The sequence below is a fragment of the Nocardiopsis ansamitocini genome (assembly GCF_030268225.1).
GTDB classification, from domain to species: Bacteria; Actinomycetota; Actinomycetes; order Streptosporangiales; family Streptosporangiaceae; genus Nocardiopsis_D; species Nocardiopsis_D ansamitocini.
In genome coordinates this window covers 93,579-115,080 of the sequence record NZ_BSQG01000007.1, presented here as the reverse complement: position 1 = coordinate 115,080, position 21,502 = coordinate 93,579, and the positions used below count along the sequence as shown (strand labels likewise).

Below are 21,502 nucleotides of genomic sequence, written 5' to 3'. Positions count from 1 at the left end.
CCTCTAAGAGTTCTTCGTGTTCAACGCGACGAGGACGTCGTCGCCGTCGATCTTCACTACGTACGTGGGTACCGCCTGGGTTGCGGGCGGGTTGATCGGCTTTCCCGTGCGCAGGTCGAAGCACGAACCGTGCAGCCAGCACTCGATGGTGCCGTCCTCGACCTCGCCCTCCGACAGGTTGACCTCGGCGTGGGAGCAGACGTCGCGCAGGGCGTAGACCTGCCCCTCGGAGCGCACGATCGCGACCGGGTTGTCGTCGACCTCCACGGCCAGGGCGCCCTCGTCGGGGAGGTCGCCCAGGCCGCAGGCCCGTACGAAACCGTCGTTACTCATGGAGAGCCAGCTTCTCCTCGACCTCTTCCATGATCCGCTCGCGCAGCTCCGGGACCTCGATGCGGTTGATGAGCTCGGCGAAGTAGCCGCGCAGCACCAGGCGTCGGGCCTCGTCGGCGGGAATTCCGCGCGACTGGAGGTAGAAGAGGTGAATGTCGTCGAGACGGCCGGAGGCACTGGCGTGGCCCGCCCCTTCGACCTCTCCGGTGAAGATCTCCAGGTTGGGAACGGAGTCGACCCGGGTGCCGTCGGTGAGTGCGAGGTTGCGGTTGAGCTCGTAGGAGTCGGTGCCCTCGGTGCCCTCGCCGATGATGACGTCGCCGATCCACACCGCGTGGGCGCCTTCTCCACTGAGCGCGCCCTTGTACTCGACCCGGCTCCGGGTCTTGGACACGTTGTGGTCGATGAGCGAGCGGTGCTCGTGGTGCTGGCCCGGACCGGTGAAGTAGAGGCCGTGCAGCTCGGCGTCGCCGCCGGGGCCGGTGTAGGCGACCTTGGGCGACAGCCGGACGAGGTCGCCGCCCAGCGTGATCACGAAGCTCTTGAAGCGGGCGTCGCGGCCGACCCTGGCGTAGTGGTGCGAGACCTGGACGGCGTCGCGCTCCCAGTCCTGGAGGCTGATGACGTTGAGTCGGGCGCCGTCCTCGACGATGAACTCGACGTTGTCGGCGTAGACGGAGCTTCCGGTGTACTCCAGGACCACGGTGGCGCTGGAGTGGCGCTCGGCACGCACCACGATGTGGCCGTAGGCGTCACCCTGCTCGACACCGGTGGTCGTGACGAACACCGGGGCGTCGGCCTGGACGTCCTTTGGCACCGTCACGACGGTGGCGGTGGCGAAGGTGGCGTAGGCCAGGGCGCTGACCCGGTCGGTGGGCAGGAAGGACGTGCCCAGTCGAGCGTCGTCGCGGCCCACTGTCTCAACCGTGACGCCGTCGGGCGCCTTGATGTCGACCGTGACCACGCCGTCGGCGATGTCGCGGCCGTCGTGCAGGCCCCTGAGGCGGCGCAGCGGGGTGAAGCGCCACTCTTCCTCACGCCCGTTGGGCTTGGGGAAGTCGTTCAGGTCGAACGATCCGTGGACGTCGAGTTTGGAAACAGGAAGGTCCCCGCCGTGCGAGTGTTCCTTGATTCCGAGATTGGGGCTGGCCATGATTAGCCGACCGCTCCTTCCATCTGAAGCTCGATGAGCCGGTTCAGTTCCAGCGCGTACTCCATGGGGAGTTCGCGCGCGATGGGCTCGACGAACCCGCGGACGATCATGGCCATGGCCTCGTCCTCGTCCATCCCACGGCTCATGAGGTAGAAGAGCTGGTCCTCACTGACCTTGGAGACGGTGGCCTCGTGGCCCATCTCCACGTCGTCCTCGCGCAGGTCCACGTAGGGGTAGGTGTCGGAGCGGCTGATCGTGTCGATCAGGAGCGCGTCGCACTTGACCGTGGACTTGGAGTGCTCCGCACCCTCCTGGACCTGGACCAGACCGCGGTAGGAGGCACGTCCCCCGCCACGGGCCACCGACTTGGAGATGATGGTGGACGAGGTGTTGGGCGCGCAGTGCACCATCTTGGACCCGGTGTCCTGGTGCTGGCCCTCGCCGGCGAAGGCGATGGACAGCGTCTCGCCCTTGGCGTGCTCGCCCATGAGGTAGACAGCCGGGTACTTCATGGTGACCTGGGAGCCGATGTTGCCGTCGATCCACTCCATGGTGGCGCCCTCGTAGGCCACGGCGCGCTTGGTGACCAGGTTGAAGACGTTGTTCGACCAGTTCTGGATGGTCGTGTAACGGCAGCGGGCGTTCTTCTTGACGATGATCTCCACGACCGCGGAGTGCAGCGAGTCCGACTTGTAGATCGGTGCGGTACAGCCCTCGACGTAGTGGACGTAGGCGCCCTCGTCGACGATGATCAGCGTCCGCTCGAACTGGCCCATGTTCTCGGTGTTGATCCGGAAGTAGGCCTGGAGCGGGATCTCGACGTTGACGTTCGGCGGCACGTAGATGAACGAGCCACCGCTCCACACGGCCGTGTTGAGCGCGGCGAACTTGTTGTCGCCGGGGGGGATCACCGTGCCGAAGTACTCCTGGAAGAGCTCGGGGTGCTCCTTCAGGGCGGTGTCGGTGTCCAGGAAGATGACGCCCTGCTCCTCCAGGTCCTCACGGATCTGGTGGTAGACGACCTCGGACTCGTACTGCGCGGCGACACCGGCGACCAGGCGCTGCTTCTCGGCCTCGGGGATGCCGAGCTTGTCATAGGTGTTCTTGATGTCCTCGGGCAGGTCCTCCCACGAGGTGGCCTGCTTCTCCGTGGAGCGCACGAAGTACTTGATGTTGTCGAAGTCGATCTTCGAGAGGTCGGCGCCCCAGGCCGGCATGGGCTTCTTGTCGAAGAGCTTGAGGGACTTCAGGCGCAGGTCGCGCATCCACTCCGGCTCGCTCTTCTTGCCGGAGATGTCGAGGACGACATCCTTGTTGAGGCCTCGGCGCGCGGAGGCGCCGGCCACGTCGGAGTCGGCCCAGCCGTACTCATAGGTGCCGAGCCCTTCGAGCTCGGGGTGCGCGATAGACGTCATTACGCGGATCCTCCTGGACGGGACGTCCTGTTTTGGCGTTGCCCCTCGGCGTTCCGCTCGGGGCGGGCGCCGGCGTGGGCACTGGTACTGATGTCGCGGGGACTGACGTGCGTGGTGCAGACACCGTCGCCGTGGGCGATGGTGGCCAGGCGCCGCACCGGTGTGCCCAGCAGCCGCGAGAACGCCTCGACCTCGGCGTCGCACAGCTCCGGGAACTCCGCTGCCACGTGGGCGACCGGGCAGTGATGCTGGCACAGCTGCTCTCCGCCGCCGGGCACGGGGGCCTTTGTGGCCGAGGCCGCGTAGCCGTCGGCCGACAGTGCCTCTGCGAGCAGCCGGATCCGCTGTTGCGGAGGGACGGCGGCGAGCAGAGGACGGTAGCGGCGTTCGAGGTCGGCCACCTGACGGTGGGCGAACTCGGCGACTGCCTCGGGACCGGCTTTCTCGGCGAGGAAGCGCAGTGCGCTGGAGGCGAGGTCGTCGTAGCCGTGGACGAAGGCGTCGCGCCCCGCACCCGTGAGCGCGAAGACGCGGGCGGGACGGCCTCTGCCCCGGCGCCCCATAGGGCGGGCGTCGCGGGCCTCGACCATTCCTTCGGCCATGAGATTGTCGAGATGGCGGCGGATCGCGGCGGGCGTCAGTCCGAGCCGCTCGCCCAGCATGGACGCCGTGATCGGACCATGTTCGAGAATGAGGCGGGCGACCCGGGCGCGCGTGCCGGTCTCGGCACCGAGCTCGGGCACAGCGTGCGCGCGGGACGTGCCCGATACGGCCGTCCCGTCTGCTCGCTGATGATCGCCCATGTATTTCACAACATCAGTGTGGCTTAATTAAGTCCCCTTCGGCAAACCGTGACCGATGCCATAGATCACGCAGGTTAGCCTTGCCTAACAGGCGTTTCGCGGCAATGAAACGCGCCACACGGCCAACCGGGATGAAGACACAGGCGCACAATATCCATTATTTGAGACTCCAGTCTCAAATAATGGAAGGGAAATCGATGGTCCCGACTGTGCGACACGACGGCCCCGGGGGCGACGGCCCCTGCTGCGCGACGTCGCCGACACGGGCCGGTGCACCCCACGTGCGGTGCCGTCCTACACTTTCGGTCATGGACACAGCCGCGGTCGAGGTAACCGACTTGGTCAAACGCTATGGCGACACCACCGCCGTGGCCGGCGTGTCCTTCTGTGCACCGCGTGGGGCCGTGACCGCTCTCCTGGGGCCCAACGGTGCCGGCAAGACCTCCACCATCGAGATTTGCGAAGGGTTTCGGCGCGGTGACGCCGGCCGGGTCCGCGTCCTCGGACTCGACCCGATCGGCGACGCGCGCACCCTCAAACCCAAGGTCGGGGTCATGTTGCAGTCGGGTGGGGTACCGACCGGCGCACGCGCCGGCGAGTGGCTGCGGTTGATGGCCTCCTTCCACGCCGCTCCCGTCCCTCCCGACCTCCTCCTGGAACGTCTGGGGTTGACATCGGCGGCGCGTACCCCGTTTCGTCGGCTGTCGGGCGGCCAGCAGCAGCGGCTCTCCCTTGCCGCCGCGGTGATCGGCCGCCCCGAACTGGTCTTCTTGGACGAGCCCACCGCCGGGTTGGACCCCCAGGCCAGGATGGCGGCCTGGGACCTGGTCACCGAGCTGCGGGCCTCCGGAGTGGGGGTCGTACTGACCACCCACTACATGGAGGAGGCCGAACGCCTGGCCGACCGCGTGGTGATCATCGATCGCGGTCGCGTGGTCGCCGACGGCCCGACCGGCGACCTCACCGACGCCGACCACGAACTGCGTTTCCGCGCCTCCCCCGGCCTGGACTCCACGTCCCTGCTGCGGGCCCTGCCCGGACGGTGCGGTGTGGAGGAGCATTCCGGCGGCCAGTACGTCGTCACCACCACCGAGCCGGGCGGAGTGGACCCCGGTTTCCTGGCCACCGTGACCACCTGGTGCGCGGCCAACGACATCCTGCCCGAGGACCTGCGCATCCAACGGCGCACCCTCGAAGACGTCTTCCTCGAACTCACCGGTCGGGACCTGCGCGAATCATGACTTCCTCCCCTTCCTTCGTCGAACCCGGAACCTTCACCCCCCGCCCCGGTGCGGCACCACTGAACCGCCTGATCCTGGCCCAGGCCGGAATGGAACTGCGGGTACTGCTGCGCAACGGCGAGCAACTGCTGCTGACCATGGTGATCCCGGTCCTGCTGCTGATCGGGTTCAGCACCACCTCCCTACTGGACCTCGGCGACGGGCCCCGAGTGGACTTCCTGGCCCCCGGCATCATCGCGCTGGCGGTGATGTCCACCGCCTTCACCGGCCAGGCGATCGGCACCGGCTTCGAGCGGCGCTACGGCGTGCTCAAACGTCTCGGAGCCACCCCGCTGTCCCGGCTGGGCCTGTTGGGCGCCAAGACGATGGCGGTACTGGCCGTTCAGGCAATCCAGGTGGCGATGCTCTCCGGGGTGGCACTGGCCCTGGGATGGCGTCCCTCCGGCGGCCTGGGCGCGATCCTCGCGTCGGTCGTGCTACTGGTGCTGGCCACCGCGGCGTTCAGCTCGCTGGCGCTGCTGATGGCCGGAACCCTGCGCGCCGAGGCGACCCTGGCCGCGGCCAACCTGGTCTACGTGGTACTGCTCGGCCTGGGCGGCGTCGTCTTCCCGGTCGACCGCTACCCGAGCGCCGTGCAACCGGTGGTGGAGGCGCTCCCGATCACCGCTCTGGCCTCGGGCCTGCGAGCGGTGCTCACCGGCGGCGCGGCCTTCCCCGTCCTTCCCGCGCTGGTCCTCCTCGTCTGGGCACTCGTGGGTACGGTCCTGGCGACCCGCTTCTTCCAGTGGGACTAGCCACGGCCCGGACCTAGACTGCTGCGGATGGAATCCCTCGGTGTCCCCTGGTTCGTACTCGTGCGTCAGCTCGGGCCACCCGCCGTACTGCTGGTCGTCGGGATCGGCCTCACCCTGTGGCGACGCCCCGCACGCGGAGGCCTGGTCACCGTGGCGCTGGTTGTCAACCTGCTGGCAGCGGCGTTGCCCTTCGTCTGGATCCTCCTCCAGGTCGGCGCGGACCTGGGCACCCAGACCTGGGCCGGTCTGGTGACGCTGCTGGTACAGCCGCTGGTCACCTTCACCGCCTGGATGCTGTTGCTGATCGCTGTCCTGTCGGCGCCGCCGCGCACGAAGGCCGGGCCGGCGCCGCAGGGCGAGGGAACCGGGACCGTCACCGGTCCGGCCGACAGGCGCGATACCCAGTGGCTTCCGGGGCGGTGATCCGCCGCGCGCAGGGCAGGGCTACCGCTTCTCCTGCCCGGTCTCCGGGCCGAGGCCGGTGGGACGCCCCGGACCGGCGAGGCCCGTTCCGGGATAGGTCCCGCTGGGGGTGACGACGGTGCCCGCCCGACCCGCCACGATCTCCGCGGCGTCGGCGAGCGAACCGATCGCGGCCGTTCCCCCGGTGAGCTCGGTGAACCGGCAGGCCGCCTCGGCCTTGGGCCCCATGGAGCCGGCCGGAAGGTCCAGCGCGGCCAGTTCCGCGGGTGTGGCGTTGGCGATACCGCGTTCCTCGGGGGTGCCGTAGTCGACCATGACCTGTGCGACATCGGTGAGCAGGAGGAGGATGTCGGCTTCCAGTGCCTCGGCCAGCAATGCGGCGGTCAGGTCCTTGTCGACCACCGCCTCGACCCCGGCGAGGTGCCCCTGCTCGTTGCGGATGACCGGAACGCCACCTCCCCCGCCGCAGACCGCGATGGCTCCCGAGTCCAGCAGGAGTCGGATCAGCCGGGTCTCCACCACGCGCCGGGGCCGCGGGGAGGGGACGACGCGGCGCCACCGGTCGCCGTCCGGCTTGACCACCCAGCCGCGCTCCGCGGCAAGCCGTCGGGCCTCCGCCCGGTCGTAGACCGGACCGACGAACTTGGTCGGGTCGCGAAACGCCGGGTCCCCCCGCGCGACCAGGGTCTGATTGATCAGTGCAGCCACTTGACGACCGGGCAGCGCGTTCTGCAGCGCCTGCAACAACCAGTAGCCGATCATGCCCTGGGTCTGGGCGCCCAGGACATCGAAGGGATAGGGGTGGGCGAGCGAGTGGTCGGCAGCACTCTCCAACGCGAGGATCCCCACCTGCGGACCGTTGCCGTGTGTGACGACCAGCTCGTTGTCGGCGGCCAGCGGTGCCAGCGCGCGCACCGCGGCGGCCACGTTGGCGCGCTGGACTTCGGCGTCGGGGCGCTGGCCGCGCCGTAGGAGCGCGTTGCCCCCGAGCGCCGCGACTACTCGCATCGCGGACTAGCTCCCCAGGGTGGCGACCATGACGGCCTTGATCGTATGCATCCGGTTCTCCGCCTGGTCGAAGACGATGGAGGCGGGCGACTCGAAGACCTCGTCGGTGACTTCCAGTGCCGCCATGCCGGTCCGTTGGAAGATCTCCTCGCCGAGCGCGGTGCCACGGTCGTGGAAGGCCGGCAGGCAGTGCATGAACTTGACGTCGGGGTTGTTGGTGGCCTTGAGCGCCGCCATGTTGACCTGGTAGGGCGTGAGCAGCGCGATGCGCTCGTCCCACACCTCGGCGGGCTCGCCCATCGACACCCACACGTCGGTGTAGACGAAGTCCGCGCCGGCCAGGCCGGCGGCGATGTCGTCGGTGAAGGTGACCGTGGCCCCGGTCGACTCGGCGATCTCGCGTGCCGGCCGGGCCACCGTCTCCTCGTCCGGCCACAGTTGCCTGGGGGCGACCATGCGGACGTCCATGCCCAGGAGCGCTCCGGTCACGGTCAACGAATTGCCGAGGTTGTTGCGGGCGTCGCCCATGTAGGCGAACGTGACCTCGCCGATCGGCTTGTCGGTGTGCTCGGTGATGGTGAGGAAATCGGCGAGCATCTGGGTGGGATGCCACTCGTCGGTGAGACCGTTCCAGACGGGAACGCCCGAGTACTCGGCCAGTTCCTCCACCAGGGCCTGCTTGGATCCGCGGTACTCGATGCCGTCGTACATCCGGCCGAGGACACGCGCGGTGTCCTTCATCGACTCCTTGTGCCCGATCTGGGAGCCGGCAGGGTCCAGGTAGGTGACGTGGGCGCCCTGATCATGGGCGGCCACCTCGAAGGCGCAGCGGGTCCGGGTGGAGCTCTTCTCGAAGATCAGGGCGATGTTCTTGCCCGCGAGGCGCTGGCGCTCGGTACCGGCGTACTTGGCCGCCTTGAGGTCGCGCGAGAGCGCGAGCAGGAAGGCGATCTCCTGGGGGGTGAAGTCGAGTTCCTTCACGAAACTGCGGTTGCGCAGGTTGAACGCCATTGCGGCTTCCCTCTCCGTGTCTGCCCGTTGCCGGGCGGGTTCGCGCCCCCGACAGCGGGCGCCTCAGTCGTTGCGAACGGGTGCACTCGGCACCATCTGGAAAAACATACATAGATTCGCATATGCATGCGAAATGGTTTCCAGTGGGCTACGCATCACGTTCGATCGGACAGGTCATACAGTGCGGCCCGCCTCGACCGCGTCCGAGTTCGCTGCCCTGCACGGTGATGACCTCGATACCGTTCCTGCGCAGATAGGTGTTGGAAGTGACGTTGCGCTCGTAGGAGAGCACGACGCCCGGCTCGACGGCGAAGACGTTGCAGCCGTCGTCCCACTGCTCGCGTTCGGAGGAGAAGACGTCCTGGGTGGGGGTGAGCACCTTGATGTCGTCCACTCCGGCAGCGGCGGCGATCGCACGGTGCATGTCCTCGGGAGCATGGTCGGTGACCTTGAGCTCCTTGTCGTTGTCGCCGGGCTCGATCGTGTACGAGGGAAGCATTCCCAGACCGGCGTACTTGGTGAACACTCCGTAGTCGACGTTGGTCATGACGGTGTCCAGATGCATGACGGCACGGGCCTTTGGCATGTCGATCCCCAGGATGCGCCGGGCTCCGCCCCGGGAGAACAGCTCCCTGGCCAGTAGCTCCACCGACTGCGACTGGGTGCGCTCACTGATACCGATCAGCACCGAGTCGTTGCCGATGGGCATGACGTCGCCGCCCTCGATGGTCGCCGGCGCATTGGCCTGACCGGGATTCCAGATCTCGAACTCCGCCCGGGCGAACAACGGGTGCCACCGGTAGATCGCCTCGTAGTGGTTGGTCTCACGCATACGCGCTCTCTTGCGCATCGGATTGATGGACACTCCGTGGTAGAGCCAACAGGAGGTGTCGCGGGTGAACAGGTGGTTGGGCAGGGGCGGGAGCACGAAGTCGTCGGGCTTGAGGGTGTGGAACCACACGGAGGACGGCACCTGCGCCCGTTCCAGCAGTTCGCGCTTGGTGATGCCACCGATGAGGAAACGCCGCAGGGTCGGGGAGTCCATCACGTCGAAACAGTTGCGGATGGCGTCGATGGCCAACGGACCGTAGAAGCGCTCGTCCAGCGCGTGGTCGAGGATGTGGGACCTTGCCTCGGGCAGGTCCAGGACCGTCTGGAGCAGTTCGTGGAAGACGTGCACGGTGACGCCGCGATCGCGCAGGGCGTCGGCAAAGGCGTCGTGCTCCTCGCGGGCCCGGCCGACCCACAGCACGTCGTCGAAGAGCAGGTCATCCTTGTTGCTGGGGGTGAGCCGCTTCAGCTCCAGGTCGGGACGGTGCACGATGACCTGGCGCAATCGTCCTACCTCGGACGCGACGGAAAAGGCCATGACTCCTCGGTTTCTGTTGCTGGACGGCCCCTCACGGGGCCCGGAGACGCCGGACGCGGTGACCACGGAACGGCAGGCAGGGACAGCACCCACCGGAGGACCTTCCCGGAGGCCGGCTCACTTACGCTGCCCCGCTCCCAGGAGGAAACGGCTTCGCCGTGCATGGACGTGGACAACCGGACGGCCTGCGGCCGACGCCCCGACCGCAGGTACATAGGATGATCGGCTGTGAATGCGCATCCGGATGCGGGCCCTCCCGCTACACCTCGCAGGGGACTCCTCCCCCGCGCCGCGGAACTGACGCGCGCCGCCGGGGGCTCGCTCTCCCCCACCTGGATGGTGCTGATCGGCATCCTCTCGGTCCAGGTGGGCGCGGGAATCGCCAAGAACCTGTTCGACGTGTTGCCACCGAGCGCGGTGGTGTGGCTGCGGCTGCTCACCTCGGCCCTGGTGCTGCTGGCCATCGCGCGTCCCAGGCTGCGCGGCCGGACCCGCGCCGACTGGCTGGTGGTGGTCGGTTTCGGGGTGTCCCTGGCGACCATGAACTACGCCATCTACGAATCGTTCGCGCGGATCCCGCTGGGCATCGCGGTGACCATCGAATTCCTGGGCCCGTTGGCCGTCGCGGTAGCCGGATCGCGGCGGCGCGTCGACCTGGTGTGGGTGGCCCTGGCCGCGACAGGCGTGCTGCTCCTGGGACGCGGCGGAGGCGATCTCACCATCGCGGGGGTGGCCTTCGCGCTGCTGGCCGGCGCCGCGTGGGCCGGCTACATCCTGCTCAGCGCGGCCACCGGACAGCGCTTCTCGGGCACCTCCGGACTCGCCATCGCCAGCGTGGTGGGGGTGGTCCTGATCGCCCCGGCCGGGATCTCCCAGGGCGGCGCCGCACTCGTCGACCCGACCCTGCTCGCGATCGGCCTGGCCGTGGGCCTGCTGTCGTCGGTCGTCCCCTACACCCTGGAGATGCAGGCACTGCGCCGGATGCCGCCGCGGGTGTTCGGGATCTTGATGAGCCTGGAGCCCGCAGCCGCCGCGTTGGTCGGCGTGGCACTGCTGGGCGAATTCCTCTCGGGCTGGCAGTGGCTGGCGGTGGGATGCGTCGTCGCCGCGAGCGTAGGGGCCACGCGCTCTGCGGGCCGGGCCGCCGGGGGGCCTGCGGCGCGCGCCGATCGGACCGATCCGGGCACGGGCCGAGCACAACCGGATGCGGGTGGACCGCCGCAGTAGTTGTTACCGTCCCTTGCGTCCGCCCCGTCGGTCCGGTGGGCGCGGCGCGCGGCCACCCCTCCCCGGGAACGACCGTCCGTGCTGCTCACAGAGGTTGGGCGGGCCCGAGAGCCGCACCGAAAACCCTCTACTACAGTGTGTCGTATGACTGGCTCTCCCCCTCTCGCCGCCGCGGCGACGGATGAACTCGTGCTTCTCGGCCAGCCCTTCTGGGTGTGGCAGGTGGCACTGGCCGTGCTCGGCGTGGTGGTCCTGGCACTGCTGGCGCGCACCATCTGGCAGCCGACGACACGCTCGCTGCGCTGGTGGGCGCTGGGCAACATCGTGGTCAACTCCGGAATCGCCGTCACCGGCGCCACCGTTCGCGTGACTTCCTCGGGCCTGGGCTGCTCGGAGTGGCCCAAGTGCACACCCGAGAGCTTCGTCCCGGTGGGCGTCGAACACGCGGCGCTCAACGCCGCCATCGAATTCGGCAACCGCACGCTGACCTTCCTGGTGCTGGCGGTCGGCGTGATCGTGCTCGTGGCTGCGGTGCGTACCCGGCCCAAGCGCCGCGACCTGGTGTTCATGGCCGCCATCGTCCCGGTCGGCGTGCTCGGCCAGGGAGTCGTGGGCGGGATCACCGTGTGGACGGACCTGCACCCTGCGGCAGTGGGGTCGCACTTCGTGCTGTCCACTCTCGTGGTGATCGTGACCGTGGCCCTGTACGTGCGCTGCCGGGAACCGCAAGGGCCGCTGAAGCGCACCGTCACCAGGCCGCTGCACCGTACGGCCACCGCGATGGTACCGCTGGGCCTGGTGCTGATCGTGGCGGGCACGGTGGTCACCGGAACCGGACCGCACGGAGGGGACGCTGCCGCACCGCGCTGGGGCTTCGACCTGGAAGTGGTGACGCGGATCCACTCCGTCCTCGCCTGGGCGGTGTCGGCACTGGCGGTGGCCGTCGTGGTCATGGCGATCGCCACGCGTGCCCCGCAGGTGGTGCGCCGCCAGGCGTGGCTGCTGATCGCCGCGATCATCGTCCAGGGCACGATCGGCTACGTCCAGTACGCGCTGCACCTGCCCGAGTGGCTGGTGGTACTGCACGTACTGGGGTCCACCGTGACGTGGGTGGCGATCCTGCGCCTGTACTTCGCCACCACCGAGCGGACTGCGCCTACTGCATCGGGCCCTGCGGCGGAGGTCCCGGATGCTGCCGGTGCTGCTGGGCTTGCGCCTGGGCGATGACGTGCGAGAACTCCGCCCGACGGAGGAACCCGGAGTCGGTGGCCTGCGGTGTCCATGAGGGCGCCGCTGGCTGGGCGATCCGCCCCAGGAACGCGTCGCGGGCCACGTGCATGAGCGCGAGGAAGGCATCGCGCCGCTCCCACCAGGCGGGGGGCGCCACACCGCGGTTGATGCGCTGGTGGAGCAGCGCCAACTCGGTGGCGGCCATCTGATAATCCTCCATGGCCCTGCGTCCGGGGCGGCCTGCGTTGCGCGCGGCCCAGGCTCGGGCCTGTTTGCGCCCGCGCATCGAACTGAGCATGTTCACGTCGGCCGGGGTCACCAGACCGGTGGGGATGTAGGGCGGCAGGTAGTGGCCGATGGCCGCGACCTGATTGTGGCGGTCGTGCACCGCGATGGCCACGATCCCTACGAGCAGGCCGAACAGCACGAGGTAGGCGACCCCCAGACCGATCCAGCCGAAAACGGTCGAGGCGTTCCACATCCCGTGCAGGAAGACGGCCAGCATCCATCCCCCGATCGGGGCGAGGAAGCGGGCGCGGCCATTGTGCATGGCCGCGTAGGCCACGCCCAATCCGGTCATCGCCGTGTAGATCGGATGGCCGAAGGGGACGATCAGTCCACGCAGGACGAAGGTGAAGGCGAAACCGCCGAAGCCGTCGGAGAACAGCGCCGAGAGGAAGTAGGAGATGTTCTCCGTGAAGGCGAAGCCGGTGGCCACCATCGCCGCGTAGATGACCCCGTCGGTGTAGGAGTCGATCTCGTGGCGGCGCCGCCACAGCAGGAACAGCAGCGCGGCTCCCTTGGCACTCTCCTCGACCAGTGGGGCGCCCACCGCGGTGGTGATGAAGGTCCCCAGGTCGGTGCCGAAGGTCGGGACCGTGTAGAGCTCCAGCCCCAGGGTGTTGAGGATGAGCGCGGCCAGGACCGCGATCCCCGCACCCCACAGGAACGCGAACACCAGCATGCTGTGGGGCTCCGGTTCGAGGCGGTCCAGCAGCAGGATCAACGGGATCAGGATCGTGACCGGGATGACCGCGGCCACCACGCTGATGAAGAACGCGACGATCCCGGCCGGGCCCGCTGCGACGAATCCCGTCAGGAACAGGTAGCTCAGCATCAGACACATGCAGATCACGCCGATGACGCTGCCGACGATCAACCCGACGGAGCGCCGTCCGGGTTTGCGGCCTTCGAGGATCGCTCTGGTGTCAAGGACAGGCATGGCATCTGAGCGTAGCGGGCCGGGAGAGGAAGAACGGGCTCTGCGAAAGCATCGGGGTTTCGCGGCCGACCGGCATGACGCCAGTGCCGCATGTCGACATATCCGGATGTTTCGCCGTTGCGCCACGCCTTCGGGAGCAGTGCCCCTAATCTCATCGACATGCCCTCACTCGACCACGAGTTCCCCCTCGACCTGATCAGGCATGCGCCCGATCTCGCCGTACGACTGCTCGACCACGTCTCGGAACGGCCGCTGCCCGACTTCGCCCGGGTCCGCTGCGACTCGGGGGACATGACCACGACCGCGCCCCCCGAACTGCGCGCGGATTCCGTGGTGGTGCTCGAACAGGACGCGGACCCCGGCGAGCAGTCGGACGCACCGGTCCTGGCGATCGTAGTTGAGTGTCAGAACGGCTACGACCAGCACAAACGCTTCAGCTGGCCCGCGTACGTGGCGAACCTGCGCGCCCGCCTCGGCTGCCCGGTGATCCTGCTCGCCCTGACCCCCACAGAGGCGTTGGCACGGTGGTGTTCCACACCGATCGACCTGGGCGGCGGCTATCTGGTACACCGGCCCCTCGCCTTGGGGCTCTCCTCACTCAAGCCGGTCACCGATCCCGAGGAGGCTCGCGCCGAACCGGAACTGGCGATCCTGGCCGCGGCCCACAACCACGTCGACGATCCGACCGTACTGGACGCGCTGCTGCCTGCTTTCGACTCCCTCGATGAGTCGAAGAGCACCCTGTATTCTGACTACGTGCTCGCGGCGCTTCCCGCCGCGGCCAGGAAGTACCTGGAGGACGCCGTGACCGCAGGCACCTACGAGTTCAAGACCGACTTCGTCGGCCGCCCCTTCCAAGAGGGCAAGACCGAGGGCAAGGCCGAGAGCGTGCTGACGATCCTCGATGCCCGCGGCATCGCGGTTCCCGAGCCGGTGCGCGAGCGGATCACCTCCTGCACCGACCCCGATGAGCTCACCCTCTGGCTGCGCCGCGCCATCACGGCCGCGACGGCAGCGGACCTCTTCGACTGACATCCAGTAGGAGCATCCCGACAGGGGCACCGCACGCCACGGCGCCGATCACGACTCGGCAGAGCGGATGGGGGCCGGTCTCGTCCAGCGGCGGCCCCGCACCGACTCGACCGGTGTTCCTTGCCTCGTCCGACCGGCATCGTCCGCGTCGGGCACCCCTGGTGCACCTGGACGCCGTCGAGATGCTCCTCCCACGGGGAAAGAGCAGTGTTCCCGGCCGCCTCGCCTTCCGGCACCAGAGCCCCTCGCCGTTCCAGGGTGTATTGCCCAGCACGGTTTCCGCCGTGGAACCGTTCACGCAGCGGGCCATCGTCAGTGCCGTGGCGCCGAAGGCCCCGACGAGGCGCGTCCACTCCCCCGGCCAGTTCGGCAACGGCCGCAGGAGGCCACGTTCCCCGATGGGACAACACCCCGCGGTCGGCCCGGGACCCGAGGCCCGGGCAGCGCTCAGTCATGGCCGGCCAGCGCCCAGGCGTCGGCGTCGAGGTGGGAACGGGCACTGTCCAGATAGGTCATGGCGGCCAGCCAGGCCGTGGCCAGGGCGTCGGGCGGCGGGACGGCCGACTCGCCGGTGGTGGTGCGCAGGCGGTACCGGGCGGCGCCGGTGAGCTCGGCGAGGAGCCCCGCAGCCGTCGGCAGGTGATGCCTGCGCAGCTGGGCGGGCAGCACGCCTGGCTGCGGAGCGGCGTCGCGGCCCGCCTCTGCCACCCGGTTGAGGACGCGGGCCACCCCGGTGAAGGGCGAAGCCCGAACCGGATGCGCGGGCACCCCCGGTTCGGGTTTCGCCGACTGCGCGGCGGTTCCCGGGACGTCGTCGAGCGAGATGTTGACCAGCCCTTTCCAGTCGGCCGCGAGCGGGAAGGCGGGGTCCGGTGCCACGGTCAGGGGCATGAGCGTCCCGGGGGCGTCGACGACCGGCCGGGCCACCACCCGCATCCGCAGGCCGGGAACCGCGGCCAGGCGGGCGAGGGTCCGGACGCCCTGGTGATCGCGCGCCGTTCCCGCCGACAGCACCAGGCGGCGCCCGGTCGCGGCCTCCACCGCGCCGACGTCTCCCCCGTCCAGCAGACCGGTGAGGGCGAGGTCGACGAAGACCAGGTCCGCGCCGGTGCGGTGCGCCGGTGCGGCCAACGCGGCCAACGCCGCACCGACCTGGTCGGCCAGGGGCCGCTCCCAGAGCACCGCCAAGGGGCGCTCGTTCCAGGCGCATCCGCCCATGGGGGCGGCCGTGGTGGCCGCGCCGCCGCTGAGTCGGCCGTCCGCGCTGGCGCTCACCTCCTGGGCGATGAGACCGGACCGGGTCAGGGCGCGGTGGCTGAGCGAGACCCGTCCGAAGGCGACCGAACCGCCGTAGGCCGGAACGACCCGGTCCGCTCCCCCTGGCGTGACGGCCCCGATACGCCAGAAGCGCGGCGCGTCCTCCTCGAAGGAGACGGCGTGGCTGACCACCCCGCCGTAACCAGAGGTGGTGACGACGCGTTCGCAGCCCAGACCGTAGAGCCGCAGCGAACCGATCCGGGTGTAGGCACGACGCCCGATACCGACATCGGCCAGGGTCGCGGCCGGTCTGGGCCCCTCGGGGCCGCCGCCCAACCGCCAGGCGACATCCAACAGGCTCGACAGCTCGGCGGCGTAGGCGGCCAACGCGAAACCGGGGCCGGCGAAGTCGCGCGGTCCGGCGGCCACGGCGGTGCAGGCGGCGGCGAGCCGGGGCAGCCGGGCGACCCTGGCCAGCCCGGCCGCGCGCAGCAGTTCGACGCGCTCCGCCGCACCGGCGGCGCGCACCCCGACGGCAAGGGCTCCTGCTCCTGCGCTCCAGGCGAACCGGGCCGCGGTGCGGGTGTCCTCGTCGACCTCCACCTGTTCGGCGAGGGCGTCGACGGTTCCGGTGCGGGACGGTTCGGCGGGGTCGGGGGCCGGCGGGTGGACCGGCTGCCCGTCCACCCCCGGCTCAGGGGGGTCGGTGCTGTCGAGGAGCCCGACGACCGAGAGCAGGTGCAGGCAGCGGGGGCTGAGCAGGCAGCCGCAGCCGACCTGGCCGGCTTCGGTGATGTCGGACGCCCCCAGGCGTACGGTCTCGGTGCCCGCTGCGACGAGCCAGCTGTCGCCGTCGAGAGTCCACTCCCATGACTGGGCGGCGCGGGGGTCGGCGTCGATCTTCTTGCGCACCCGGGCGGGCGCGGCGGCGAGCAGGTCGGCGAGCAAACCGGGGTCGATGCGTGGGCGGGGCTGGGTCACCGGGGGCCTCCTCGGCGGGCTGGCGCGGGAGGAGCCTGGACCGGGGGTGAAAGCCGGTCGGACTCCGTGCGTACGGGAAGGACGAAGGGAGGGGAAGGACATCCGGGGTGCGCCTAACCGCTGCCGCGGATCTGCTCACCGATCCAGGCCGCGAGCTCCTGGGGGCTCAGCGCCGCCACGGGCATTCCCGCCGCGACGAACTGCTGGGCAGTGGCCTTGTTGTAGACGGGCTTGCCGGCATCGTCCAGGGCCGCCAACCCCAGCAGGTGCGCACCCGAACCGGCCAGTGCCCGTACCTCTCCCAGGGTGCGGGACAGGCTCCCGCCCTCCTCGAAGTCGGTGATCAGGGCGACGATGGTCCGACCGGGAACGGTCATCCGGGCACGGGTGTAGGCGAGGCCGGCACCGATATCGGTGCCCCCGCCGACCGCGACCTCCAGGAGCAGGGCCAGTGGATCGCTGACCCGGTCGGTGAGGTCGACGACCTGGGTGGAGAAAGTCGTGAACGACACGCTCAACGCCGGCAGGCCGTGCAGGACCGCCGCCACCAGAGCGGCGTAGATGGTGGACCGCTCCATCGACCCTGATACGTCCACCACGATTCGCACATGCCAGTCCGCGCTCTTCTTGGCCTTGGTGGTGAAGATCGGCCTTTCCGGAACGACCTGTGGGCCGTCCGGGCCGGGGCGCACCGTGTGCAGGTTGGCGCGCAGCGTGCGCCCGAGGTCGAGCCGCCCACCACGACGCCGGGTGGGGCGCGGTACCGACAGTCCCGACAGGGCGGGCGCCAGTCGCCGCGCGAGTTGGCGGACCAACTGGGCGACGAGCTGGTCGACGAGCGGTCTGAGCCGGGCCACTCGCGCCTCGGGCATCCCCCCGGCCAGGGACAACACCTGTTCCAAGAGGTCCACCGAGGGGGCGACCTTTTCCGGGGCGAGCTGCTCCAGCACATCGGAGCGTCCCCTCTGCGCGGCGCGGCCCAGCACCTCCTCGCGCACCCTCTCACCGAACAGCGCCTCCAGTTCCTGGGACCATTCCCGTGGCGCGGGGTGCGAGGCGCCGGTTCCCGCCCCGCCGGACGCCCGGGACCCTTCTCCGTGGCCTCGCCCGTACAGCTCGTCCAGGGCGGCCGCGGCGCGCGCCCCCTTCTCGCCGGCGGCCTGGGGTGCCTGGCCCAGGACGAGACGCCACCGGTCGGCGGGGCCGATCACCCGGGCCTCTTCCGAGCGCGGCGGTCCTGCGACGGGGGCCTGCTCCGCCGGGGCAGTGACGGAGGCGCCCAGTGTCAGGCCGGGCAGCAGGGCGTGAACGGCGTCGCGGGCGGCGAGGTCGGCCCGCGCCCAGGCCACGGCGGTCTCCGGGGCGACGGCGAGGCCGCCGCCGGTGTCCCCGATGCGTTCGATGATGGTTTCCAGGAAACGGCTGCGCGCAGCGGTCGAGAGCGTCTCGAAGCCGTCGCGCAGAGCGGGCAGTCGCTGCAGGAATGCGTCGTCCGACCAGGTCTCCACCCGCCCGGTCAGTGCGTCCAGCACTCCGGGGTCGCCTTCGACCACGGCCGCGGCCACGGTCAGGACACCGGTGAGACGCAGGGAGAGGACGCGTCCGGGGGCGTGGTCGCCTTCGCGCGGGCCGTGGGCCGCGGGCAGATCCAGCCACCCCGACAGGCGGGCGGCGAATTCGTCGGTACCGGTCTCCTCCAAGAGCAGCAGCGCGGCGCACGCCGCCCCCTGCGCGAGGGGACCGCCGTCGGCGGCGAGTGCGCGCAGGTGCCACAGCAGGCGTTGGGGGCCGACCGCACCGGGCAGCGCGGTCTGGGCCTGCACCAGGCGTACCACCCGCAGCAGCGCCACGGCGTCGGCGGGGTCGGTGCTGCCGGACATCCCCGGTACCGATGCCACGGCCGCCTCGGCCAGCCGAATGCCCAGCCGGGTCAGGGACTCGGGGGCGGCAGCCATGCCGGGGACCTGGCCTGCGGCGATGCGTCGGACGTGTTCGTGCAGTTCGACGGCGTCGGCCAGGCCGGCTCGCGGCAGCACCTCGGTCTCGATGCGCTCCCCGAGTTCGCCGACGAGATCGGGCAGTGCGCACTCGGCCGCGTCACCGAGCAGGGCACCGGCAACGGCGGGGGTGATCTCACCGTTGTCGGCGCTCTCCTGTGCCGTGCGCAGCCTGGCCCGCAGGCGCCCGCGCGCGGCCTGGTCCAGAGTGATCCCGTAGCAGGCGCTCAGTTCCACGGTGGCGGCCGTGGTGGGACTCCAACGCACGCTCCAGGTGCGGCCGAGGGCTTCGGTGCCTCCGACACCGGAGGATCCGCGCTGCTCGGCGTACCCCACTCCGGCTGCGCAGAGCCGCTGGAGGGCGATGTGGCGGTCACGGTCGCGTCGGGTGCGCAGGGGGTCCAGCCGTATTTCCTCGACCTTTCCGGAACCGTCGGGCCCTGGAAGGCCGAGGTCGGCCAGCAGCACGCGCACGTGCACGGTGAGTCCGGCCTCGGGGGACTGGGGGGCGGGCGCGCCTCGCCTGGATCCCACGAGTTCGCGCTGGGCCGCACGGGCGATGGCGCGGGCCCTGCCCAGCGGTTCGCCCTGGGCCAGTGCACTGGTGAGGCTCTCGATGAGTTCGCGTCGTCCGGGGGCGGGCAGACCGCGCAGGACTGCGAGGTCGCGGGCCATCCGGTAGGCGGCGACTGTGTCGGTGACCCCGGAGACGTGCCCCTGGGCGCGCAAGTGCGTGCCCAGGCCGGCGAACCTGCGTGCGGCCGCGCGTTCGACCTCCTCCGGGCGGCCGCCCGTCTCGTAGACGTCCTGCTGCCACTGCGGGTCGCGGATTCCGGCAGGGTAGCCCGAACGGGAGTCCAGGAGGGCGAACGTGTAGGGGATGAGCGCGGTGGTGAGTCCCGTGTCGGTGGCGGTACCGGGGGCGGGAACGGTTACCTCGGCGGTGGCGGGCAGCCCGTCCGGTTGCGGGCCCCGCAGGTGGGCAAAGCGATGGTCGTCGGGGAGGAGGGCGGCCGCGTGGAAGGCCCCTACGACGGCGACCGGGCGCCGGGCCCCGATCTCGGCGATGCGACGGCGCATCCACGCTTCACGGGCACGGTCGCGGGCGCCCGCACCGCCCCTTCCCAGGGTGTCGGCCCTGGTCGCCCAGCCGAAGGTGAGGGCGGCACGGCGGACCTGCTCGGGCTGGGCCCCGTAGGACCGCGCCTCCACCATGCGGTCCCACATCTCCTCGGAGTCGGTGGTCGCGGTAGTGCGCAGGAGCGCGTCGGTCAGCCCCGGGGTGCGGTCGAAATCGGGTGCGTCGTCGGGGACCGAAAGCGCACAGGGGAGGTCGATCGCGTAGGCGGGCACTCCGTTGGCGTACGCCCAGCGCAGAGCGGCGAGCTCCGGGGAGAAGTCGGCGAAGGGGTAGTAGCCGTGGCGGTCGCGGGACGGGTCGCCGAGGACCAGTGCGACGGGTGCGCGGGTGTCGGGGTGGGCCAGCCACTCCAACCAGGGTTGGGCCTCAAGCGGGAGTTCGACGAGGACTGCGTCGGGGGAGGCGGCTTCCAGGAGGGCGGGCATCGCCGCGGCCAGCGCCGGGGAGTGGTGGCGTACGCCGATGATGTGGGGTGCACGGGCGGCGGCCAGGGCCTCGGGCAGGGCCGTGGCTTCGTCGGGGCCGATGCCCGTCGCCGTGTCCGCCCCGTGGGGGGCGGCAGCCCGGGCGCTCACTCCCCCACCACGTGGCGCAGCTCGTAGAGGCGTTTCCACAGGCGGGCGCCCTTCTCCGCCCGGTGGCGAATAGTGGAATCCCAGTAGGCCAGCAGCCGGCCCTGGTCGTCGGCGTCGTCCTTGCGGACCGCCCCCAGGAGGTACCCCGGCAGTAGGGAGAGGGGGTCGGCCACGTCCAGGTAGGCGCTCTGCAATCCCAGCGAGGTGGTGACGCCCACCGCCTCGGCGGTGCTCAGCACGGTGGTGGGCCGCTCCACGGGCCAGCCCTCCGCAGAGGTGCCGGAACGCAGGTCGCGAAAGGCGGTGACGAGGGCTTCCAGAACCGCGTCGTCCACGGGGAGCTCGTGGCCGTGCCGGGCGAGCGCGGCACCGGCCTGGCGGCGCACCAGGGTGACCTCGGCGTCGAGGTCGGCGATGGGCGGTACGACTTCGAAGTTGAAGCGTCGTTTGAGGGCCGCACTCATCTCCGACACGCCCCGGTCGCGCAGGTTGGCGGTGGCGATGACGTTGAAGCCGGGGCGGGCCAGGAAAATACCGTCGTCGAGGTCGGCACCGGTACCGCTTCCGGTCAGGCCGGCCAGTTCGGGCACGGCCATGCGACGGTCGGAGAGCAGGGAGACCAGCGCGTCCTGGACCTCGGGAAGGCAACGGGTGACCTCCTCCACCCTGGCCAGGCGGCCGCCACGCAGTGCGGTGAGCACCGGCGAGGGGGCGAGGGCCTCGGGGGTGGGCCCCTTGGCCAGGAGCAGGGCGTAGTTCCAGCCGTACCGGAGGTGCTCCTCGGTGGTTCCGGCCGTGCCCTGGACGGTGAGGGCGCTGGTCCCGCTGACGGCGGCCGACAGCAGCTCCGACAGCAGCGACTTGGCGGTACCGGGTTCGCCCACCAGGAGCAGTCCTCGTTCTCCGGCGAGGGTGACCACGCAGCGTTCCACGAGTCCGCGTTCACCGACGAACTTGGGCGTGATCTCCATGGCGGCGGGGAGGCCGTCGACGGGGTCGGCGAGACGCAGTTTGGCGCCGGCGCTGCCGACGATGAAGACGACGACCGAGCGCGGGGTGAGGCGCCAGCCCGGCGGGCGCGGACCGGAGTCGTGGGCGGCGAGGAAGGCGAGTTCCTCGGCGTGGCGGCGCTCGGCCGGCTCGATCTGTACGTCGGTCGTGGTGACGGACACCGGGTCTCCTCGAAGGCTGGTGGGGTGAGTAAGAAGTATCAAAGGGTGCTGACAGTGCGGAGAGCCGGTACCGTCCGACAGCGGCGGCTATGCTCCCCCGTGTCCCGGCTGGTTTGAT

General features: G+C 70.3%; 17 protein-coding genes. 6 read left to right on the top strand and 11 right to left on the bottom strand.

Annotation, left to right across the window (positions count from 1 at the left end; all coding sequences use genetic code 11):
• Positions 1 to 3: 3 nt before the first annotated feature.
• Genes QSJ59_RS18815 through QSJ59_RS18800 form a run of 4 tightly spaced genes read right to left on the bottom strand, consistent with a single transcriptional unit; the run spans position 4 to position 3,704 of the window.
• Positions 4 to 333, bottom strand: a complete 330-nt coding sequence (locus tag QSJ59_RS18815; RefSeq protein WP_285761019.1) for a non-heme iron oxygenase ferredoxin subunit — start codon at positions 331 to 333, stop codon at positions 4 to 6.
• Positions 326 to 1,486: a Fe-S cluster assembly protein SufD gene (sufD, locus tag QSJ59_RS18810; RefSeq protein WP_285761018.1), complete on the bottom strand. Its 1,161-nt coding sequence runs from the start codon at positions 1,484 to 1,486 to the stop codon at positions 326 to 328. Before sufD ends, QSJ59_RS18815 begins: the two co-directional genes overlap by 8 nt.
• A 2-nt stretch (positions 1,487 to 1,488) precedes the next feature.
• On the bottom strand, positions 1,489 to 2,901 hold the full coding sequence (sufB, locus tag QSJ59_RS18805) for a Fe-S cluster assembly protein SufB (protein ID WP_285761017.1): 1,413 nt from the start codon (positions 2,899 to 2,901) through the stop codon (positions 1,489 to 1,491).
• Positions 2,901 to 3,704 carry a helix-turn-helix transcriptional regulator gene (locus QSJ59_RS18800; RefSeq protein WP_285761016.1) on the bottom strand — a complete coding sequence of 268 codons (804 nt, stop codon included), beginning with the start codon at positions 3,702 to 3,704 and terminating at the stop codon, positions 2,901 to 2,903. The genes sufB and QSJ59_RS18800 overlap by 1 nt, the downstream gene beginning before the upstream one ends.
• Positions 3,705 to 4,012: 308 nt before the next feature.
• Here QSJ59_RS18800 and QSJ59_RS18795 point away from each other — a divergent pair, with 308 nt between their 5' ends.
• From QSJ59_RS18795 to QSJ59_RS18785, 3 genes are read left to right on the top strand one after another with little or no spacing between them, the layout of a single operon-like run.
• Positions 4,013 to 4,945 (top strand): ABC transporter ATP-binding protein, encoded by a 933-nt coding sequence (locus QSJ59_RS18795; protein WP_285761015.1) that lies wholly within the window; start codon positions 4,013 to 4,015, stop codon positions 4,943 to 4,945.
• Complete coding sequence (locus QSJ59_RS18790; protein ID WP_285761014.1) at positions 4,942 to 5,739, top strand: ABC transporter permease; 798 nt, start codon at positions 4,942 to 4,944, stop codon at positions 5,737 to 5,739. The genes QSJ59_RS18795 and QSJ59_RS18790 overlap by 4 nt, the downstream gene beginning before the upstream one ends.
• 27 nt (positions 5,740 to 5,766) lie before the next feature.
• Positions 5,767 to 6,162, top strand: coding sequence for a hypothetical protein (locus QSJ59_RS18785; protein WP_285761013.1), 396 nt, complete (start codon positions 5,767 to 5,769; stop codon positions 6,160 to 6,162).
• A 21-nt stretch (positions 6,163 to 6,183) separates the two neighbouring features.
• On the opposite strand, the gene arcC is transcribed toward QSJ59_RS18785, so the two are convergent.
• From arcC to QSJ59_RS18770, 3 genes are all read right to left on the bottom strand, one after another.
• Positions 6,184 to 7,170, bottom strand: a complete 987-nt coding sequence (arcC, locus tag QSJ59_RS18780) for a carbamate kinase (RefSeq protein ID WP_285761011.1) — start codon at positions 7,168 to 7,170, stop codon at positions 6,184 to 6,186.
• 6 nt (positions 7,171 to 7,176) lie between these two features.
• On the bottom strand, positions 7,177 to 8,181 hold the full coding sequence (argF, locus tag QSJ59_RS18775; protein WP_285761009.1) for an ornithine carbamoyltransferase: 1,005 nt from the start codon (positions 8,179 to 8,181) through the stop codon (positions 7,177 to 7,179).
• 148 nt (positions 8,182 to 8,329) lie between these two features.
• Positions 8,330 to 9,550, bottom strand: coding sequence for an arginine deiminase (locus QSJ59_RS18770; RefSeq protein ID WP_285761007.1), 1,221 nt, complete (start codon positions 9,548 to 9,550; stop codon positions 8,330 to 8,332).
• Between the two features lie 228 nt (positions 9,551 to 9,778).
• On the opposite strand from QSJ59_RS18770, the gene QSJ59_RS18765 reads away from it, so the two are divergent.
• Together QSJ59_RS18765 and QSJ59_RS18760 are read left to right on the top strand one after the other, a co-directional pair.
• Positions 9,779 to 10,777, top strand: a complete 999-nt coding sequence (locus QSJ59_RS18765; protein ID WP_432707504.1) for an EamA family transporter — start codon at positions 9,779 to 9,781, stop codon at positions 10,775 to 10,777.
• 144 nt (positions 10,778 to 10,921) lie between these two features.
• Positions 10,922 to 12,004 (top strand): COX15/CtaA family protein, encoded by a 1,083-nt coding sequence (locus tag QSJ59_RS18760; RefSeq protein ID WP_285761005.1) that lies wholly within the window; start codon positions 10,922 to 10,924, stop codon positions 12,002 to 12,004.
• Here QSJ59_RS18760 and QSJ59_RS18755 read toward each other — a convergent pair.
• On the bottom strand, positions 11,934 to 13,229 hold the full coding sequence (locus QSJ59_RS18755; protein WP_285761003.1) for a PrsW family intramembrane metalloprotease: 1,296 nt from the start codon (positions 13,227 to 13,229) through the stop codon (positions 11,934 to 11,936). The genes QSJ59_RS18760 and QSJ59_RS18755 overlap by 71 nt on opposite strands.
• A 159-nt stretch (positions 13,230 to 13,388) precedes the next feature.
• Between QSJ59_RS18755 and QSJ59_RS18750 the strand changes: the two genes are divergently transcribed.
• Entirely contained in the window at positions 13,389 to 14,261 is an 873-nt protein-coding gene (locus QSJ59_RS18750; RefSeq protein WP_285761001.1) for a hypothetical protein, read from the top strand.
• A gap of 447 nt (positions 14,262 to 14,708) precedes the next feature.
• Here QSJ59_RS18750 and QSJ59_RS18745 read toward each other — a convergent pair whose 3' ends face one another.
• The 3 genes from QSJ59_RS18745 to QSJ59_RS18735 form a co-directional block, all read right to left on the bottom strand.
• Entirely contained in the window at positions 14,709 to 16,499 is a 1,791-nt protein-coding gene (locus QSJ59_RS18745) for a hypothetical protein (RefSeq protein WP_285760999.1), read from the bottom strand.
• Positions 16,500 to 16,612: 113 nt separating this feature from the next.
• Entirely contained in the window at positions 16,613 to 20,212 is a 3,600-nt protein-coding gene (locus tag QSJ59_RS18740; RefSeq protein WP_285760997.1) for a DUF5682 family protein, read from the bottom strand.
• Positions 20,209 to 21,384 (bottom strand): ATP-binding protein, encoded by a 1,176-nt coding sequence (locus QSJ59_RS18735; RefSeq protein WP_285760995.1) that lies wholly within the window; start codon positions 21,382 to 21,384, stop codon positions 20,209 to 20,211. The genes QSJ59_RS18740 and QSJ59_RS18735 overlap by 4 nt, the downstream gene beginning before the upstream one ends.
• Between the last annotated feature and the right edge of the window lie 118 nt (positions 21,385 to 21,502).

Coding starts and splice junctions, on each gene's coding strand:
- QSJ59_RS18760 (WP_285761005.1), top strand. CDS start 10,922: ATGACTGGCTCTCCCCCTCTCGCCGCCGCGGCGACGGATGAACTCGTG.
- QSJ59_RS18770 (WP_285761007.1), bottom strand. CDS start 9,550: ATGGCCTTTTCCGTCGCGTCCGAGGTAGGACGATTGCGCCAGGTCATC.
- arcC (WP_285761011.1), bottom strand. CDS start 7,170: ATGCGAGTAGTCGCGGCGCTCGGGGGCAACGCGCTCCTACGGCGCGGC.
- QSJ59_RS18795 (WP_285761015.1), top strand. CDS start 4,013: ATGGACACAGCCGCGGTCGAGGTAACCGACTTGGTCAAACGCTATGGC.
- QSJ59_RS18785 (WP_285761013.1), top strand. CDS start 5,767: ATGGAATCCCTCGGTGTCCCCTGGTTCGTACTCGTGCGTCAGCTCGGG.
- QSJ59_RS18755 (WP_285761003.1), bottom strand. CDS start 13,229: ATGCCTGTCCTTGACACCAGAGCGATCCTCGAAGGCCGCAAACCCGGA.
- QSJ59_RS18790 (WP_285761014.1), top strand. CDS start 4,942: ATGACTTCCTCCCCTTCCTTCGTCGAACCCGGAACCTTCACCCCCCGC.
- QSJ59_RS18815 (WP_285761019.1), bottom strand. CDS start 333: ATGAGTAACGACGGTTTCGTACGGGCCTGCGGCCTGGGCGACCTCCCC.
- QSJ59_RS18800 (WP_285761016.1), bottom strand. CDS start 3,704: ATGGGCGATCATCAGCGAGCAGACGGGACGGCCGTATCGGGCACGTCC.
- sufB (WP_285761017.1), bottom strand. CDS start 2,901: ATGACGTCTATCGCGCACCCCGAGCTCGAAGGGCTCGGCACCTATGAG.
- sufD (WP_285761018.1), bottom strand. CDS start 1,486: ATGGCCAGCCCCAATCTCGGAATCAAGGAACACTCGCACGGCGGGGAC.
- QSJ59_RS18750 (WP_285761001.1), top strand. CDS start 13,389: ATGCCCTCACTCGACCACGAGTTCCCCCTCGACCTGATCAGGCATGCG.
- argF (WP_285761009.1), bottom strand. CDS start 8,181: ATGGCGTTCAACCTGCGCAACCGCAGTTTCGTGAAGGAACTCGACTTC.